The 17,383-nt window shown below is 54.1% G+C and carries 14 protein-coding genes and 3 pseudogenes; 5 read left to right on the forward strand and 12 right to left on the reverse strand.

Annotated features, from left to right (window positions below; genetic code table 11):
- The 3 genes from AABA21_RS31990 to AABA21_RS32000 all read right to left on the reverse strand — a co-directional run bounded on the left by AABA21_RS31990 (window position 1) and on the right by AABA21_RS32000 (window position 2,869).
- Window positions 1-501, reverse strand: coding sequence for a mycothiol transferase (locus tag AABA21_RS31990; RefSeq protein ID WP_338256509.1), 501 nt, complete (start codon window positions 499-501; stop codon window positions 1-3).
- A gap of 80 nt (window positions 502-581) precedes the next feature.
- Window positions 582-1,568, reverse strand: coding sequence for a hypothetical protein (locus AABA21_RS31995; RefSeq protein WP_338256511.1), 987 nt, complete (start codon window positions 1,566-1,568; stop codon window positions 582-584).
- 359 nt (window positions 1,569-1,927) lie between these two features.
- Complete coding sequence (locus AABA21_RS32000; RefSeq protein WP_338256512.1) at window positions 1,928-2,869, reverse strand: LLM class F420-dependent oxidoreductase; 942 nt, start codon at window positions 2,867-2,869, stop codon at window positions 1,928-1,930.
- Window positions 2,870-3,200: 331 nt separating this feature from the next.
- On the opposite strand from AABA21_RS32000, the gene AABA21_RS32005 reads away from it, so the two are divergent.
- Window positions 3,201-4,580 carry a selenium-binding family protein gene (locus AABA21_RS32005; RefSeq protein ID WP_338256513.1) on the forward strand — a complete coding sequence of 460 codons (1,380 nt, stop codon included), beginning with the start codon at window positions 3,201-3,203 and terminating at the stop codon, window positions 4,578-4,580.
- Between the two features lie 135 nt (window positions 4,581-4,715).
- On the opposite strand, the gene AABA21_RS32010 is transcribed toward AABA21_RS32005, so the two are convergent.
- From AABA21_RS32010 to AABA21_RS32040, 7 genes and pseudogenes are all read right to left on the reverse strand, one after another.
- On the reverse strand, window positions 4,716-5,591 hold the full coding sequence (locus AABA21_RS32010; protein WP_338256516.1) for an ABC transporter substrate-binding protein: 876 nt from the start codon (window positions 5,589-5,591) through the stop codon (window positions 4,716-4,718).
- Between the two features lie 17 nt (window positions 5,592-5,608).
- Window positions 5,609-6,364, reverse strand: a complete 756-nt coding sequence (locus tag AABA21_RS32015; protein WP_420917239.1) for an SDR family NAD(P)-dependent oxidoreductase — start codon at window positions 6,362-6,364, stop codon at window positions 5,609-5,611.
- 171 nt (window positions 6,365-6,535) lie between these two features.
- Window positions 6,536-8,014: pseudogene (locus AABA21_RS32020) on the reverse strand (PAS domain-containing sensor histidine kinase); the annotation flags it as partial.
- 182 nt (window positions 8,015-8,196) lie between these two features.
- Window positions 8,197-8,952: an SDR family oxidoreductase gene (locus AABA21_RS32025; RefSeq protein WP_338256521.1), complete on the reverse strand. Its 756-nt coding sequence runs from the start codon at window positions 8,950-8,952 to the stop codon at window positions 8,197-8,199.
- Between the two features lie 396 nt (window positions 8,953-9,348).
- Entirely contained in the window at window positions 9,349-10,137 is a 789-nt protein-coding gene (locus AABA21_RS32030) for an SDR family NAD(P)-dependent oxidoreductase (RefSeq protein ID WP_338256523.1), read from the reverse strand.
- Window positions 10,138-10,152: 15 nt separating this feature from the next.
- Window positions 10,153-10,818 carry a nitroreductase gene (locus AABA21_RS32035; protein WP_420917179.1) on the reverse strand — a complete coding sequence of 222 codons (666 nt, stop codon included), beginning with the start codon at window positions 10,816-10,818 and terminating at the stop codon, window positions 10,153-10,155.
- A 22-nt stretch (window positions 10,819-10,840) separates the two neighbouring features.
- Window positions 10,841-11,020: pseudogene (locus AABA21_RS32040) on the reverse strand (NmrA family transcriptional regulator); the annotation flags it as partial.
- 146 nt (window positions 11,021-11,166) lie between these two features.
- On the opposite strand from AABA21_RS32040, the gene pdxR reads away from it, so the two are divergent.
- Both pdxR and AABA21_RS32050 read left to right on the forward strand, forming a co-directional pair.
- Window positions 11,167-12,678 carry a MocR-like pyridoxine biosynthesis transcription factor PdxR gene (gene pdxR / locus AABA21_RS32045; protein ID WP_338256527.1) on the forward strand — a complete coding sequence of 504 codons (1,512 nt, stop codon included), beginning with the start codon at window positions 11,167-11,169 and terminating at the stop codon, window positions 12,676-12,678.
- A 260-nt stretch (window positions 12,679-12,938) separates the two neighbouring features.
- The gene (locus AABA21_RS32050; protein ID WP_338256528.1) at window positions 12,939-14,258 is read left to right on the forward strand and encodes an amidohydrolase family protein; all 1,320 of its coding nucleotides are present in this window, start codon (window positions 12,939-12,941) and stop codon (window positions 14,256-14,258) included.
- A 96-nt stretch (window positions 14,259-14,354) separates the two neighbouring features.
- Here the strand turns inward: AABA21_RS32050 and AABA21_RS32055 are convergent, their stop codons facing one another.
- Window positions 14,355-14,681: a GYD domain-containing protein gene (locus AABA21_RS32055; protein ID WP_338256529.1), complete on the reverse strand. Its 327-nt coding sequence runs from the start codon at window positions 14,679-14,681 to the stop codon at window positions 14,355-14,357.
- A gap of 212 nt (window positions 14,682-14,893) precedes the next feature.
- On the opposite strand from AABA21_RS32055, the gene tnpA reads away from it, so the two are divergent.
- A complete protein-coding gene (tnpA, locus tag AABA21_RS32060) occupies window positions 14,894-15,295 on the forward strand; it encodes an IS200/IS605 family transposase (RefSeq protein ID WP_338258500.1) in 402 nt (133 codons plus the stop codon).
- Window positions 15,288-16,421 (forward strand): annotated as a pseudogene (locus AABA21_RS32065) (RNA-guided endonuclease InsQ/TnpB family protein); the annotation flags it as partial. The gene tnpA and the pseudogene AABA21_RS32065, both read left to right, overlap by 8 nt.
- 196 nt (window positions 16,422-16,617) lie before the next feature.
- Here the strand turns inward: AABA21_RS32065 and AABA21_RS32070 are convergent.
- Window positions 16,618-17,277: a LysE family translocator gene (locus tag AABA21_RS32070; protein ID WP_338256531.1), complete on the reverse strand. Its 660-nt coding sequence runs from the start codon at window positions 17,275-17,277 to the stop codon at window positions 16,618-16,620.
- Window positions 17,278-17,383: the final 106 nt, after the last annotated feature.

A 17,383-nucleotide genomic window follows, 5' to 3' on the forward strand; every position in this document is an offset into this window, starting at 1 on the left:
CTAGTCGCTCAGCAGACCCCGTACGTAGGCCGCCTGCCCGGCGTGTTGCAGGTCATCGGTAATCACACTGATCAGCCGCACCCCCAGGGTCACGGGTGGATTCCAGTTGCTATCGACGATTCTATCGTAGTCCTCATCCTTTAAACCCTGAAGATAAGCGATGGTGGCCTCGTGGACCGCGTCGTAGTAACCGAGCAGCAGGCCGGCGTCTACCTGTACGGCGCCAACCTCTTTGCTGCTATGACCATAGCCGGTGTCGTCGTTGGCGAATGGCAATGAGAAGCGCTGCGCCCAGCCCGTATGCCAGACCTGTTTCTGCTGCGCGACGCCCGCGATATGATCGTCCTGGATGCGCGTCAGGTGCCACACGAGCCACCCGATCGAGTTAGCCGACGGGGTAGGGCGGAACGCTAAATCATCTTTCCCCAGACCCCTGACCACCTGGTGAACAACCTCTTTTATGCGCCCGAACGCATCGATGAGCAATGTATCTGCGACCATTGTTTCCTCCATTACTATGTTCGTTCTCCATATATTACGGCGTTCCATATGATTTTGGTAACAATGCAATCAGCAATGAGTTAGACGAATGGGATGTTATCCAGGAGATCATCGCCAGGGAGGGGGGCTACTTGCAAGAGTAGCTGTTGTCCAGTCAGGGAAAGATGACGTGGAAAGGACTGCCCATGCCGTCTGAAGATATCATTCTCTATAGGGCAGAATGGATAGATTTTGTTTGGTAGCAGCTGTGTCCGCGGATCATTTAAAGATGCGTATCCGAGGAGCGAAAGATAGATATTCAGAGTGAAATGTTCTATAATTGCGGCCGTCACCTCATGACGGGCACCCGGCTTAGAGCTCGGCGCGAGTGGCTTGCCCAGGTACCAGTAAATGACGTCTTCGATATTATCATGAATCAAATTATACTCAACTTGTCTCGCCCCGTACTCATTGCGCACTATCGAGCCCGAAGCGTCAATCAACAGATTTCCTGTGATCACAGGGCCGACACAACGTACGTATTTGCCATCCGGCACCTCCAGATATAAGCCGATGGAAAGTATCCAATGTACTTGCTCGAACCAGAGTGGTTGCTCCTCGGGGAGATCCATGAATTCTCGGGTAAAGAAGTAGGCGTCTGAGGTTGAGGGTAGTTGTAAAGAGACGTACTGCACCCCCCACGCCAATTCCTGACGATCCCACCTTTTTCCTTTTTCAGTTTCGCTATCATAGATAAAATCTGGTGCCTGCATATACAAAAAACATCTCTGATACACCGGCGATAGATTGAGCTCTAATGAATGATCCCTCTCCTGCCACAAAAATGCTCTGTCTACATCTTGCATATCAATACATGCCACATCGCGCAGGCCGTCTCGAAAATAGCATGGAATTTCTGGAGAAAGCAACACCTTCTGTGCCATGGTGAGTGCGTCAAGCGTGTGAGGTGGATATGGATAAAGCAGGTTTAGTGATGAGGATAGCTTCTGAAATACGGGCTGCGTTTTAAGTCGTGTTTTTGCGCTCATGTATAATGTCCCTTCCCTTTCTACAACCAACCAGATCATACATTGATCTCTATTAAAGCATATCAACTATCGAATGCGCAATTATCTACATCAAAGGTACTAGATGTATGGTTGAGGTGGAAGGGCTATTGCCTCTATCGTCGAAAAGGATTGTAGCGGAAAAGAAATAAGAGCGAGCATTAATATTTATTAATTGCAAAAAAGGCGTAGAAATATGTATTTTCATGTGCCTGTAGCAAAATGAAGGGGCGAGAATATGTGGAGGCTGGTCTGGAGATCTGGAGATGTTCTACGGTGATATGCGCTGGTCTGGTTGGGATAATGACCTGGCATCTCTCCTGGGAGGCTGCTTTGAGAGGGCTATCCCGCATCCACGAGACAGCCTTCTTAATATTACATTACGCGCCCGCGAGACGGGCAACTACTGGTGCCAGGACTTCCATGTAGTCGGCATCGAGCACAAAATACGAGATGCCAAATTGCTCACGCAGTTGTTGGATGCGCTCAACGATCTGCTCGATGCTGCCAACAAACATATATGGGTTGGCCAGGAGTTGTTCTGCCGTTGCTCCAGGTCGTCCTCGCTCGCGAATATACTCTTCAGCCGCTTGCTGCCGATCCTGCGTGACGATGACGCGATTAATGAGAAGATTCAACTCTAGCGATTCAAAGCGTTCCCCGGCGGCCTGCCGCACCCATTCTACCTTTTGCGCCAGGGCGGCCTCGGTATATTCAGAGGCGTCTACCGTTCCGCTATCATTCACTTTCAGATGCAGACTGACGGTATCGGCTTCTCGACCCGCCAGTGTCAGGAGTCTTTTGCCGCCACCACCTATGAGAATGGGAGGATGAGGACGCTGTAGCGGCTTGGGAAAGGCTTTCAGATCGGCCACCGTATAATGGGTGCCCGCGAAGGTGACCGTTTCCTCGGTGAAAAACTGCTTGATGACATTCAGAGCTTCTTCCAGCCTGTTGATACGCACGCCTGCTCGATCAAAGGGGAGGCCGGCCTGCTCGTATTCGGGCCGATGCCAGCCCGCGCCCATGCCAATTTCGAAGCGGCCACCGGAGAGCAGATCGAGCGTCGCGACCTCCTTGGCCAGCAGCGCCGGGTGGCGAAAATCATTGTCGAATACAAAGGTGCCGACGCGCAGCGTCTTTGTCGCGTCCGCCGCGGCCATCAGAGCGACAAGAGGAGGAAACTCATTGACAAAGTGATCTGCCAGCAGAAATGTCGCATAGCCTAGATCCTCGACTTTACGTACCAGAGAGATCCACTGCTCACGCGAAGGGGCGCTCTCTGTGATGACACCAAAACGGAATGGTCGCATATTCGGCATATATCTTCTCCTACTGTTTTTTCCTGATGACCTTTATCATATCACTATTTCTACTGAGCAAAAATCTGCTGTGCTTTGATGCGCAGGCTAGATTGAAGGATTCTAAACACTTACTGCTAAGAATTCTGATATTGACAGCGGGTGTATCATGCGCAATGATAAAATGGAATTACCAGAGAACCCCCCTTACACGGCCGTTCGTAGTGTCGTCGAACGTACAGTCGCTTGTAGCAGCCTCCTTTTGTGCAGTCTATACCGTTGACCACGACTGTAGAGATGATTGAAAATATTGAACCTCATCTCTATTGTTCAGAAATGAGCTCTGTACCGCATGGAAAATGAACGCATAATGCATCATGAGCATCATTCTAGCTCTGGGCCGGGTTACGCCTCACCCGAAGATGCCATGAAAGCTGCCCCAGAAAAAGTGCTTTACAGCATCGCTCTCTATGTAGGAACAGGGATCGAGGAGCCTGATTACCTGGCCACAGTTGATGTTGACGCCACATCCCCCACATACTCCCAGGTGATTCATCGCACACCAATGCCCAACGTTGGTGACGAACTGCATCACTTTGGCTGGAATGCTTGTAGCTCATGTTACGCGGACGAACGCCGATCACGCGGTTTTCTGATCGTTCCAGGAATGTTGTCCAGCAGAATTCATATTCTGGATATCTCTGATGAACGGGCACCAAAACTGCATAAGGTGATCGAACCCGAAGAGCTTAAGCAGAAAACGAACCTCACCGCTCCCCATACCGTTCACTGTCTTGCTGATGGTAACGTTATGATCTCGATGCTTGGTGACAATAATGGCAATGGTCCTGGCGGTTTCCTTCTGCTCGACGAGCAGTTCAATATTGCAGGCCGTTGGGAACACAATGCTAATGGCATGCGCTTCGGTTATGACTACTGGTATCAGCCACGCCACAATATGATGGTGAGTAGTGGATGGGCCGCTCCTAATACGTTCAGGAAAGGTTTCAATCTGGAAGATGTGGCTGCGGATAAATATGGTCACCATCTGTACTTCTGGGATTGGGAGAAGCATGACATTATCCAAAGTGTCGATCTGGGCGAAGAAGGGTTGATACCGCTCGAAGTACGCTTCCAGCATAACCCTGATAGCACGCATGGTTTTGTTGGAGCGGCGCTTAGTAGCAACATCTGGCATTGGAATAAGCCCGATGAGAAGTGGCAGCTTGAAAAGGTCATTGATATCCCTTCAATTGAAGTAGAGGGTCAGCCTGCTCCAGTACCATCTCTGATCACCGATTTTCTGATCTCGATGGATGACAGGTATCTCTATCTCTCGAACTGGCTTCATGGCGATATTCGCCAGTATGATATCAGCGATCCTTCTCATCCAAGACTGAGCGGACAAGTCTGGTGTGGTGGCCTGACCGGAAAAGCTGTTAGCGTTCAAGATCATAAGCTCACCGGTGGCCCACAGATGCTTCAGCTCAGCCTTGATGGCAAGCGGCTGTACGTTACCAACTCGCTCTACAGTTCGTGGGATAACCAGTTCTACCCCGATATTGTCAGAGCAGGGTCGTATCTTCTGCAAATAGATTGCGATACGGAGCACGGTGGCTTGAAGATCAACGAGAACTTCTATGTTGATTTCGGCACAGAACCTGCTGGCCCGGCACGAGCCCACGAGATGCGTTATCCTGGTGGCGACTGCACCTCCGATATCTGGATATAGTTTCCGGCGTATTGAGCACCCCTTCTCGCTTCTGCCAGAAAGGCGGATCGGTTCGAGCGGAAGATCTGCGGTTTGTGATGCCAGTGAAGAAAAAAAGGAAAGCATCAATGGACCACATCCTTCGCATGCTCTCAGCTATGTGGTGGCTGCGGTGCGGTAGAACTCGGACGCCGTGACTGTGGCGGGGACGCCGAGTTCGGCGGCGACCGTGGTGATCGCGGTGGCGCCGACGGCGAGATCGGCCTGTCCATCGGTGGTGAAATGCGGTGCGATGAACGTTTCGTAGTGGGTCCAGGTTTCGTCAACGGTGTGTTGGCCGAGGAATGTCTGGAGGTGCCGCACCGTGGTGTCGGGTTCGTTGTGGATCATCTGCAAGGCGCGCCGGTGGGCTCGTACGACGGCCTGGACCGCGGGGTCGTCCGGGTGAATGTAGGTGGGGTCAACGGCCACGCCGACGGTTGGGATCTGGAAGTGGTCGCCGACCCAGGCCAGCACCTGCCAGCCGTGCTCGGCGGCTATCGCTTCCGGCGCCATGGTGCTGCCGACCAGGGCGGCGTCGATCCTGCCGTCGTGCAGCCAGCGCAGGTCCATGCCGTAGTCGCCGGGCGCGCGGACGATGGTGTGGATGTCGCGGTCCGGGTCGAGGCCCGCCTGGCGCAGCACGATCCGGGCGAAGCATCCGGGTGCCGTGTGAGGAGCGTGTATGGCCAGACGTCGTCCGGCCAGGTCGGCCAGGGAGGTCAGGCCGGGACGAGCGAGGAACCAGAACAGCGGGCGGTGGGTGTTGACATTGAGTGCGACCCAGGGGATGCCATTGGTCAGTCGGGACAGCAGTGTCCGGCCGAGCCCGATGGTGGCTCCGTGGCGCAGCCGCTCGTCGTTCCAGGAGCAGCCGTCGCGCAGAGCGACGTGCACGCCCTCGTCGGCGTAGTAGTCGTGCTGGTCGGCGATGTAGGCGACCAGTTCCTCGTGCAGTCCCCGCCCGACATAGGCGAGATCGATCGTGTACATGAGCATTCTCCCTTTCCCTAGTACATGGACATCCCGCCGTTGACCGCGGCCGTGGTACCGGTCATGAAGGCGTTGTCCTCGCTGGCATAGAAGGCGACCACCTGGGCGACGTCGCCCGGATGTGCCAGGCGGCCCAGAGGGGTAGCGGCCACCTGCCGCTGCTTCTGTTTCTCGTCGAGTACATGCGCCATGCGCGTGTCCTCCACCGGGCCGGGCTCGACGACGTTGACTGTGATGCCTCGCGGACCCAGTTCCAGGGCGAGGTAGCGGGCGAACTGAGTTAGTGCGGCCTTGGCCGTGCCCAGCGCGATCATTCCCTCCCGCGGCTGGCGGCTGAGACCGGTACCGAGATAGATGATGCGTCCCCACCCCTGTTCTGTCATGGCGGGTAGGACGGCTTTAGTGACCGTGAATGCCGCACGCATCTCATCATCGATCTTGCTGCCCAGTTCTTCCCACGTCATGTCCCGAAACGGCTTGATCACATACGGGGTGAGCGCGTTGTGTACAAGCACGTCGATGCCGCCCCATGCCTTATGGACCTGCTCGATCATGTTCCCGACCGCCCCCGCCACGCGCACGTCGGCCTGTACAGTCATCGCCTGGCCGCCAGCGGCTTTGATACTGACTACGACCTCCTCGGCTGCCGTGCCGCTGTGGAGATAGTTGACCACCACGCGCATCCCTCGCGCGGCTAGAAGGCGTGCGGTGGTCGCGCCGATTCCGCTGCTGGCCCCTGTCACCAATACCACTCTGCCGGTTGTCTCAGTCATGCTCCCACCTCCTATAGCTCGGGATTTGTTCTGATACGCTCCCCTCACTATAGACTCTCCTCCCGGCTTGAGCAAGCTCGTCTTCCACTTTTCAGCGCGACCCGAGGACGGGGAAGATGACTATAACGGCGTTCGCCGTTATCATCGCAGTTGATGCGCATGCCACGCGCGTCAACTGCTCAGGGCAGCCCGCAGGAGCGGAAGGATCACCGTAAAGGTCGAGCCTTTCCCAACCGCGCTGTCCACAGTGATGGTTCCTCCATGATGTTTGACGATCTCGGCTGCGATGTACAACCCCATGCCCAGGCCAGGGATGGCTTGCTGCCCCAGATCTGTAACCCGATAAAAGCGCTCAAAAACCCTCTCGATCTGTTCGCGAGGAATCCCCAGACCATGATCGCGGACATGGACCATGACCGCATCTTTGGATCGAGCGAGGTCAATCTCAACTGCCTCGGCGTTGGGAGAATACTTGATAGCATTGCTGATCAGGTTGGTGAAGACCTGCCCAAGTCGGTCTCGATCCCCGATTACGCTGGCCTGCACGCTCCCGCTGATCAGGATGGTACGGCCTGGATGGAGGTGGCGGATGGGGGCGGTGACCTCCCGCAACAGTTCGTTGAGGTCCACCGGCTCCCGCCGATACTCGAGTTTCCCTGCTTGCATCCTGGAGACATCCAGTAACTCTGTGATCAGGCGCTCCAGTTGATTGACGGGTCCCTCCACCCTGGTAAGCGCGGTAACCGCCTCGTGCTGGGAGTGCTTTTCGAGTCGTTTGCGCACCAGTTGGACCTGCAGCTTAACCGCTGTGAGCGGGGTCTTCAATTCATGGCTCGCCATGCTAATAAAGTCATCTTTGCGCTGCTCCAGTTCCTTGCGCGCAGAATTATCCAGCATAAAGGCGACCATCTGGCGTGGCTGCTCCTGGAAGATGACGCCGCCCACCAGCACGGGTAGACGGCTGCCATCCTGACACACCAGTTCGGTCTCAAAGGCTGTATGCTGCCCACTCTCTTTGAGCTCTCGAATCGAGCGCTCAAAGAGCGGTGCCTGTTCCCGGGGGACAATGTTTCTTCGGCTCAACGTTCCGCTCTGCACCTGCTCTCGGGTATAACCGGTCATGCGAAGAAACGCCTCATTGGCGTCCGCGAGCACCTCTCCTTCCATCTCGACAGAGGTAATCCCGATAATACTGGAGTTGATCAGGGCGCGGATACGCTCCTGACTCAGGCGTAAGGCCTCCTCTGTTCGTTTCTGGTCTTCGATATCGGTGCAGGTGCCAAACCACTTGACGACCTGACCGCCTTCATCGCGCATTGGCATGGCACGCGTTAAGAACCAGCGATACTCTCCATTCTGGCCATTTCTGAGCCGCTCTTCATGTTCATATAAGGTTCCCCTGTCCAGGGCATGCTGCCAGAGAGCCTGGCTTTCCGCACGGTCATCAGGGTGGATAAACTGAAGATGAGCCCAGCGGTCGCTTTGGAGATGCTCAAGCGTCAATCCGGTGTAGTCACGCCAGCGCTGATTCATGTAGTCATGCATGCCGTCGGATCGTGTCACCCATACCTGCTGTGGCACAGTCTCGGCGAGGACGCGAAAGCTCTCCTCGCTGTCTTTGAGCTGCCGCTCAGCTTGCTTGCGCTCATCAGCATGCCTGATGAGCGCTTTACGTCGTGGGAGTGTGAGATGCTTGATCTGTTTTTCATTCAACATCACGCAGTAGCTATTCCTTTCATGTGGCCCCATCCCTGTCAGGAAGATTGCATCCCTGCTTGATATTTTGAAACACAGCATTGATAGATGTGAGAAGACGCGCATGCCTTACGGGTTTACCTTTGAGGTGCAGAACGGCTAAGCCAGTCCTCGAAACGCGTCGGGACGATTCGCGCGTTATCGCCTGGAATGAGGGAGTAATCCTCCAGCTCTGAGCCGTAGAAGCGTGCATGGACGTCTGTGATCACCTGACGTGTGTCTTTATTCGCGCTCAAGAAGCGGCGCACAAGTTCATCGAGATGCATCTTTTCGGGGCCAGCCACTTCAATGGTGCCATTGATAGGCTTCTCGAGTGCGACGTCGGCCAATGTAGCCGCGACGTCATCCGACCAGATCGGCTGTATAAATGCAGGCGACAGGCGAATGGTTTGTCCATCGCTGGCCTCCTGGGCGATGCCGCCGACGAACTCGAAGAACTGCGTTGCGCGCAGGATGGTATAGGGCACCTTTGAAGCTTTGATCAGGTTTTCCTGGGCCACCTTCGCCCGGTAGTAGCCATTCTCGGGAAGACGGTCAGTGCCGACCACCGACAGTGCAATATGATGTCCCACACCAGCGGCCGCTTCTGCTGCCAGGAGATTGCGACCTGATGTCTCAAAGAACTCTAACACTGCCTTGTCCTCCCACGAAGGCGCGTTCGCCACGTCGACGACTACTTGAGCACCGCTAAGCGCCTGTGCTAATCCCTCACCAGTGATGGTGTTGACACCTGTGCTGGGTGACGCAGCCACGGCCTGGTGACCACGCTCACGAAGCTTGTTTACAAGCTTTTTTCCGATGAGGCCGCTGCCGCCAATAACCACAATCTTCATATTGAATCTCCTTCTTCGTAGCCCGTAAGTTGGGCCTGTGATGTCTAAACATATATTCTGGTGCGCGTTGAAAAGCTCTGGATAAGCACTTTACAGGATGTCCAGAAGTCATCAATACCCTTGCTACCAATCAAAGGCTGGCCAGTTCGATGGGCATATCCTTGTAGAATACGTATGCATTGATGTGCACCCACCTTCTCAGCAATCTCTATACATAAGAAGTCTTGCAATCAGCATTGGTTCTGACCTTTGCAAGAAGCATAGTCTAGAAAGGGAGCCCCTTCAAGGGTCATTTTTGCAAATTTCATGGTATCATTTACCGGAGCTTCCTTTTTACTTATGGCAAAAAGATGGCAAGCAATGCAAAACACAGCAGATCTTGCCCTTCAGGAAGAGTTACCCAATTCCCTCCACAATAGCTCGGCCCTGTGGATTTGCCACGCTCCATTCCGTCGCAATCAAGCGGCGACCGGTGAGCTCTTGCGATGCGTCCGAGGCGAGAAACACCGCCGGATCCTGCATGATCTCCGGTTGGAGCATACGCGCCTTGACATTCGCTGGAGCCGTAGCGGGGACCATACCGGTATTGGTCGCGCCACCCGGCAGCAGGACGTTGACACGGATGCGTGCCTCGCTCAGCTCTTGTGCCCAGATGGCTGATGAAGACTCCAGCGCTGCCTTCGAGGGTCCATAGGGAGAAAAATTGCGCCGTTTCATCCCCTCGTAGTCCATACTGATGTTGATGATGCTCCCTTCGTGCTGCTGCTTCAGCAGGTGTGTGACAACTGCACGAGCCATATAAAATGGTCCATTGACATTCGTGTCTATGATCATATGCCAGGCTGCAGGCTCTGCTTCCCAAAAGCGCGTGGGCTCTGTCAGAAAAGAAGCATTGACATACTTCATGCCTCGAGCTGCGTTATTGACCAGGATATCGACGTGCCCAAACCGTTGGATGGTCTGCTCTACGACCTGTTCACATGCCTCTGGATTGGTTACATCGGCCAACAGTGCCAACACACGTTCAGGCCCATGCTGCTTCGCGAGTTGGTCGATTTCGGCCTGTTCATGCGCTGCCGTTATGGTCACCGAGGCCCCTTCTTGTAAGTATGCCTCCGCGATCGCTCGTCCGATACCTCGCCCCGCTCCGGTCACGATCGCCACCTTTCCATCAAGCTTTTCCATTTCGTTTCTCCTTTTCTAATTCTCGATGAACCTGACCGTCTCGTCGAGCGGTGCCCGGTCCAGACGGGTGTAACCCACCGTGACGTCCTCGAACCCGATCGATATGCCGCAGAAGAGGATGAGTTCACTCGGAGGGGATATGATCTCCGCGACGGTCTTGTGATACTTCGCCCACGCCATCTGCGTACAACTGTGAAGCCCTTCGGCGCGGAGCAGCAGCATGATGGTCTGCAGATACATGCCGACGTCGGACCATTGGGGCGGACCCATGTCGCGGTCGATGTAGCAGAACAGGGCGACGGGCGCGCCGAAACAGTCCCAGTTCGCGGCCGCGGCCCTCTGGCGCGCCTCCCAGTCTTCGCGCGCGATATCGAGTGCGCCGTAACGCTGCTTACCGAAGGCGGATCGGCGCTCGTCGTACGGGGACTTCAGTGAGGGTGGGTACATCTCGTACTCCGGCTCGTCCCAGGGGCCACCGGCGGCTACACGCTCGCCCGCTCGCTTTTTAAGCTCGGCCAGCGGCGCGCCAGTCAGCACGTAGGCGTGCCACGGCTGGAGATTCGATCCAGATGGCGACCAGGCCGCTGCGGACAGCACGCGCTCCAATACCTCCTTCGGGATAGGCCTGTCTGTGAAACTGCGCACTGCCCGTCGGCTCCTGACAGCTTCATAGACGTCCAAGATCTCCTGCCTTCCTAAAAGTCGCGTTCGCCACGTCGACGACCACCTGAGGGCTAACAAACGCTTGAGCTAATCCCTCACCAGCGATAGTGTTGATATCTGTGCCAGGTGATGCTGCCATGATCTGAGGGCCACGTTCACGAAGCTTGTTTACAGGCTTTGTTCCGATGAGTCCATTTCCACCAATAATCACAATCCTCATACTAAACCTCCTCCGTGGATATTATCGACGCCTCTGTTATCAATCAAAGGTTCGCCAGCAGGAAGCATAGTCTAGAAGGAGAGCCCCTTCAAGGGTCATTTTTGCAAATTTCATGGTATCATTTGCTGGAGGCTTTCTTTTCAATCATGGCAAAAAGACGACAGGCACTGCAAAACACAGCGGATCTTGCCCTCAATCGCACACTCACGATGCCATTGCATCGCCAACTGTATGATCGATTGCGTCATGCCATCCTCAGTGGTCAGTTGCAGCCAGGTCAGCTCCTCCCATCAACACGGGCTCTGGCAAGCGAATTAGGTGTCTCTCTGAATACAGTGAACAATGCCTATGAGCAGCTCTATGCTGAAGGCTATATCGAAAGAAAGGTCGGACAGGGGACCAGGGTGGCGTACGACCTTCCTGAGACCTTTTTCCTTCCCAAAGAGGCTCCCCAGAGAAACGCCGCTCCCGATGAGAGCACACACGCCACTCTCTACCTGTCTCACCTGGGAGAGGATTTAACGCGTCAGGCACCTGAGTCATCTATCCAGACCTATCGTCGACCGACTCCCCCGCGTGCTTTTCGCACGGGTACTCCCGAGCTGCGTGCCTTCCCTTTTCAACAGTGGAACCAGATCGCGGCTCACTGCGCACGATCTATGCTTAGAAATATGGCCAATTATCAGGAGATCGCGGGTTATTATCCGCTACGTGAAGCGATCGCCATCCATGCGAGTATTACACGAGGTGTGCATTGCCAGGCGGAGCAGGTCATTATTGTGCCAGGAGCGCAGGTGGCATTAGATATGGCGGCTCGTCTCCTCCTGAACCCAGGTGATCTTGCCTGGATAGAAGATCCGGGCTATCTAGGAGCACAGCGAGCTTTCCTCAACGCGGGCGCGCAACTGGCTCCTATCCCTGTGACACTGGAAGGGATCGATGTTGAAGTTGGACGAAAGCAGTATCCACAGGGACGGCTGGCCTATGTCACTCCATCGCATCAATTCCCTTCGGGCATCACCATGCATCTGTCGCAACGCGTCGCTCTGTTGCAATGGGCGAAGCAAGCCAATGCCTGGATTCTTGAAGATGATTATGACAGCGATTATCGCTTCAGTGGCCGACCACTTGATGCCTTACAGGGGCTTGATCTCGCCGGGCGCGTCATCTACATTGGCACGTTCAGCAAAGTTCTTTTCCCGGCGCTTCGTATCGGCTATCTGATCGTTCCTCCCCAACTCGTCTCCCCTTTTCTCTCCCTCTGTAGTTATACCCATATTCATGTGCCTATTCTCGACCAGTTGACCCTGGAAGCCTGGATGACCAAAGGGTATTTGCTGCGCCATATCCGCCGGATGCGCGACCTCTATGCTGCCAGAAGGGAGCTCCTCATCGAGTCGTTGCAGCAGGAACTCGGGGGCGGCATAGAGGTGCAGCCTCCCCAGGCCGGTTTACATCTTACGGGCTGGCTTGCGCCGGGTCTTGATGATCAGCAGATTACACAACAAGCGGCAAGCTGCGGGCTCGAAATCATCCCCCTGTCGGCGTTGACACGTGGTTCACCTCAGCGAGGAGGGCTTGTCCTTGGCTATGGAGCTGTCAATGAGCAGGAGATTCAGGCTGGCGTTCGCCAACTGGTGAGTGTTTTCCCCTCATAGCTCACCGCTTTTGCGCACTTGACTCTTCCATTGCTTGATGGCACACTTACAATGAAGAGGCTCGTAGCAAGTCATAGGAATAACGACCTGTTATGTGTGTTTTTTTTATGCGTGCGCCTGGAATATATACTATTCGTGCCTGCGACCCCTGACGATCCACATCGTAGCTCTCCAAACGGTTAATGTGTCGATTGATGACATGACATAAGCACCACTCCCATCATGAAGCGTCTATCACTATGAGACGAAAGGATCGCAGCATGAAGCGCAACCGGAGGATCATCTCGACGATTGAGGATTTTGTGCAACGCACGCCGATTCTAGATACCCATGAACATTTGATTGAGGAAACGCGACGGCTGGCCGGACCTCACGCGGATGATCCTCTCTATCCTTGCAATGATTGGTCCTACCTCTATCATCACTATAGCAGCCAGGATCTCTGTAGCGTTGGTTTCTCCCGAGAACAGGCCAGGCGGTTCTTCGATCCGCAGGTCAGTCCTAAGGATAAGTGGCAGATCTTCGAGCCTTATTATCGATCCACATGGAATACGGCTTACTTCCAGGCAGTCGAGCATACTGTGCGTCTGCTCTTCCAGGAAGAGAGGATTCACAAGGGGAATGTAGAGCGTATCAGTGAGAAGATGCGCGCCCAGACGCGTAAAGGGTTCTATGCCCATATCTTGCATGGTGTCGCTAACATTGAGTCGTGCCAGGTCAATTCGTTGGAGCATATGTTGTGCGAGACCGAGTATCCTGACCTGCTCTTGCAAGATATGTCGATCAATGGGTTCTGCACCGGGTTTGGCCATCAGCATATCGCCAGGGCCAGAGCCACTACGATCAAGGATTGGTATGACCTCATTGATCAGAACTTTGAACACTATGGCCCGCGTGCTATCGCGGTAAAAACCCAGGCGGCCTACTGGCGCGACCTCTCTTTTGAGCGCGTCACCGCTGAGGAGGCTGAGCCACTTTTCGCCCGCTTCGCCAGAGACCAGCACGCGCTAACCGCTGCGGAACACAAAGCATTGCAAGACCATTTTTTTCGCTACTGCGTCCAGAAAGCGATTGAGTACAATCTGCCAATCAAGTTGCATTGCGGCTACCTGGCCGAGAATAACATGATGCCGCTGGAAAGACTCAAACGCATCGCTGCCGATCTCTGCCCGCTGTTGCAAGACTATCCACAGGCCAGATTCATTTTGATGCACATTGGCTATCCCTATCAGGATGAGTTTATTGCTCTTGCCAAGCATTACAGCAATGTCTATCTGGATATGTGTTGGGCCTGGCTCATCAACCCGCAGGCTTCTATGCGCTTCCTCAAAGAAGCATTACTGGCCGTCCCTGCTGCCAAGCTGCTGGGGTTTGGCGGCGACTACTATCCAGTTGAGCCCATCGTCGGACACGCCTACATTGCGCGCCAGGGTATCGCTCAGGCGCTCTCCGAGCTGGTACTCGAAGGCTGGCTCAGCGAGAAGCGTGCCTTACGTGTCGCACGCTATATCATGCGCGACAATGCTCTACGTGTGTTCGACTATGAACGTGTCCAGAAAGCCTGGCAACAGAACGTATAGCCCTGTCTGACAACCACATAGAAAAGGGAAGATTGGAAAGAGCGGGAGGAATGGGCTTCTGAGATAGACGCGCCAGCCCATTCCTACCAGCAGGGCTCAAACTCTGGGAGGCGAGAAGGCGCCACTGTTTGCCTTACGCATGGCTTCCAGTGTTTCGTCCATTGAGAAGAGCCGGGTTACTTCGTTCATCTTCATGATACCCGACGCTTTCACGGCCAGGCTGACGGCGGACGCGGTGAGATCATCGGGTGCCTCGAGCAGTGCTATGCCATCGTAGGCTCCCAGAGTGTAATAGAGACCAAGCAGCTTGCCCCCCAGCCGTTGGACCAGTTCCTGGCTGGGAGTACTGCGGTCCTGTGGTTTTTGCAGTAGAGTTGCCCAGGTTTCGGGTGTGTAGGTAAATTGCACCAGGTACGTTGCCATAGGAGATATATCCCTTCTCCAGGAGTGTTATCCTGGATGATCACGTCAATCTCACATGAGGAAAATCGTCGCCTCACATTTTTAGTGTAAAGCATTCTGTAACCCCCTGACTTCAGTCATGGGGATAGAAGGGGAGTTCCTTTTAAGGCGGCTCGGGAGGAGGGGTAACACGAATTTTGACAATATATAGCTCCTTGCTGTATACTATTATCATGGCAGAGCTAAAGTACAAATCCAATCGCAATGTTTGCTACTCGTGCAAGTACCACGTGGTATGGTGTCCAAAGTATCGGCGTCAAGTGCTTGTCGAACCAATAGAGAGCCGATTACAAGAAATCATGCACCAGGTCTGTCAGGAGTGCAACGCAGAAATACTCAGTCAGGAGATCATGCCAGATCATGTTCATCTGCTTGTTGAATGTGACCCGCAATTTGGTATTCATCGACTAGTGAAGATGCTCAAAGGACGATCATCCCATCTCTTGCGCCAGGAGTTTCCGCTCTTAAAGAAGAAGCTCCCAACGCTGTGGACGCATTCCTATTTTGTCTCAACGGTGGGTGGAGCGCCTCTCTCCGTCATCAAGCAGTACATAGAGAACCAGAAACATGTCTAAAGAGAAGAAACAGACACCATCGAAAAAGACCCGCAAGCAGAAGAGTCCTCGTCTTCGCAACAAGGCATTCAAATTTCGCATCTACCCAACCGAGAAACAGGTAGGGAAATTGGAATGGACCCTGCGCAGATGCAAGGAACTCTATAACGCTGCTTTGCAAGAGAGGCGTGACGCCTACACGATGTGCGGTCTATCTGTTTCTTACTACACACAGAATAAGCAACTTCCTGAAATCAAAGAGATACGGGAAGAATATCGAGCTATCCATAGTCAGGTCCTGCAAGATGTGCTCACACGTGTTGATAAGGCCATGGACCACTTTTTCAGAAGAGTCACGAATGGAGAGAAACCAGGATACCCACGGTTTAAATCTGGAGATCGCTACGACTCGTTCACCTATACACAAAGCGGGTTTGAAATCATCAACGGGAAGGTGAACCTCTCGAAGATAGGGTGGATCAAGATCAAACTCCATCGCGAGATCGTTGGCAGCATCAAGACGTGCACCATCGAACGGGAGGCAGGTCAGTGGTATGTTGTTTTGAGCACTGAATATGCATGTGATCCCTCCATGGCTTTTCATCCCACCACCAAAGAAACAGGGGTTGATCTCGGGATTCACTCCTTTGCGGCTCTTTCAGATGGAACCTTCATCGAGAACCCTCGCTTGTACCGCAACGAAGAGGAGAAGATCCAGGCGGCTCACAGGAAGATTGCACGCCGAAAGAGAGGAAGCCACCGGAGGAACCGTGCCAAGCAGGAACTTGCTCGTCTCTATCGGAACGTACGCAACAAGAGAAGAGATTTTCTCCACAAGCAGTCAAGGAAACTGGTCAATGAGCATGCGGTTCTGGTGTTCGAAGATCTGCACGTGGACAATATGACCAGGCGTCCTCAACCCAAGCGGGACGAAAACAGAACGTATGTCCCAAACGGAGCCGCCGCCAAAGGTGGCTTAAACAAGAGCATCTTGGACGCAGGATGGAGTGCATTTGTTGCTCTCTGTACCAGCAAAGCGGAAGAAGCTGGCTGTACAGTGGTGAAAGTGGCACCCCATGATACCTCCCAAGTGTGCTCAGCATGCGGGTGTGTGGTGAAGAAGGACTTGCGTGTCCGATGGCACTCCTGTCCGCATTGTGGTTGCCAACTGGATCGAGACCACAATGCGGCAATCAACATCCTCGCCTGCTACCAGAAACAGAAATTGAATGGGCAGGAAGTGTCCCACAGTTCTCCCACGTGAGAGAGCTGTAGAAGCCCCTGCATTTATGCATGGGGTGCTTCACTGTAAAGCACGTATCCAAGCTGCAATTTATCGTTTTTCAATGTGTAGGTTTCAAGGCGGGCAAAACTTGATGCTCCAGCCAGTCTTGCGCTGTCATCCAGAGGATGCGCACCCCAAAATAACCGAGCGCGAGGCCACACAACGCATTGATCCAGCGAAACAGGGCCGGGTGAATCCAGCGGCGTCCCCAACGGATCAGAGCACTGATCCCGATGCACCAGAGCACGGCACCCAGGAAGAAACCGGCAAAGAAGCCCGCAAACTGCCAGCCTGCCATCCCCGAGGCGGCCACACTGCTTCCCAGGCCTGACCAGAACGCGAGCCCCACAGGATTCGCCAGTCCAAACACCACACCTGTTGCAAAATGCCCTCGTGTGGTGGATGTGTTTCCTTGAGATGTATGCTGGCGGGTAAAAACTTCGCAGAGGGCTAGCCATGCCAGACGGAGCAAGAAGCAGCCACCCGTAATCCCAAGCACAATCTGTATCGCCAGATAGCGCGTCAGCAGCGTCACCCCGGTCAATGCGAGGATCGCCCACAACGAGTCCCCAATCAGCGAACCTGTCTCAACCAGCAGCGTTGAACGTGCACCCCAGGAGACCCCTCGGCGTATTGCTTCTGTATTCACCGCGCCCGGCGCGGCGGCGTACGCGATCCCAAGCCCGATAGCCATAATGATCGTAGAGAATGAAAGCATCTTTTTTCCTTGTTTGTCTCAGACGGCAGTTTTATGTTTCAATAGTAAAAGAAAAGTGGACAGGAGTCGAGAGCCACTTTGAGCGAAATGAAGGGAACCACTCTGT

It is taken from the genome of Dictyobacter halimunensis, assembly GCF_036245075.1.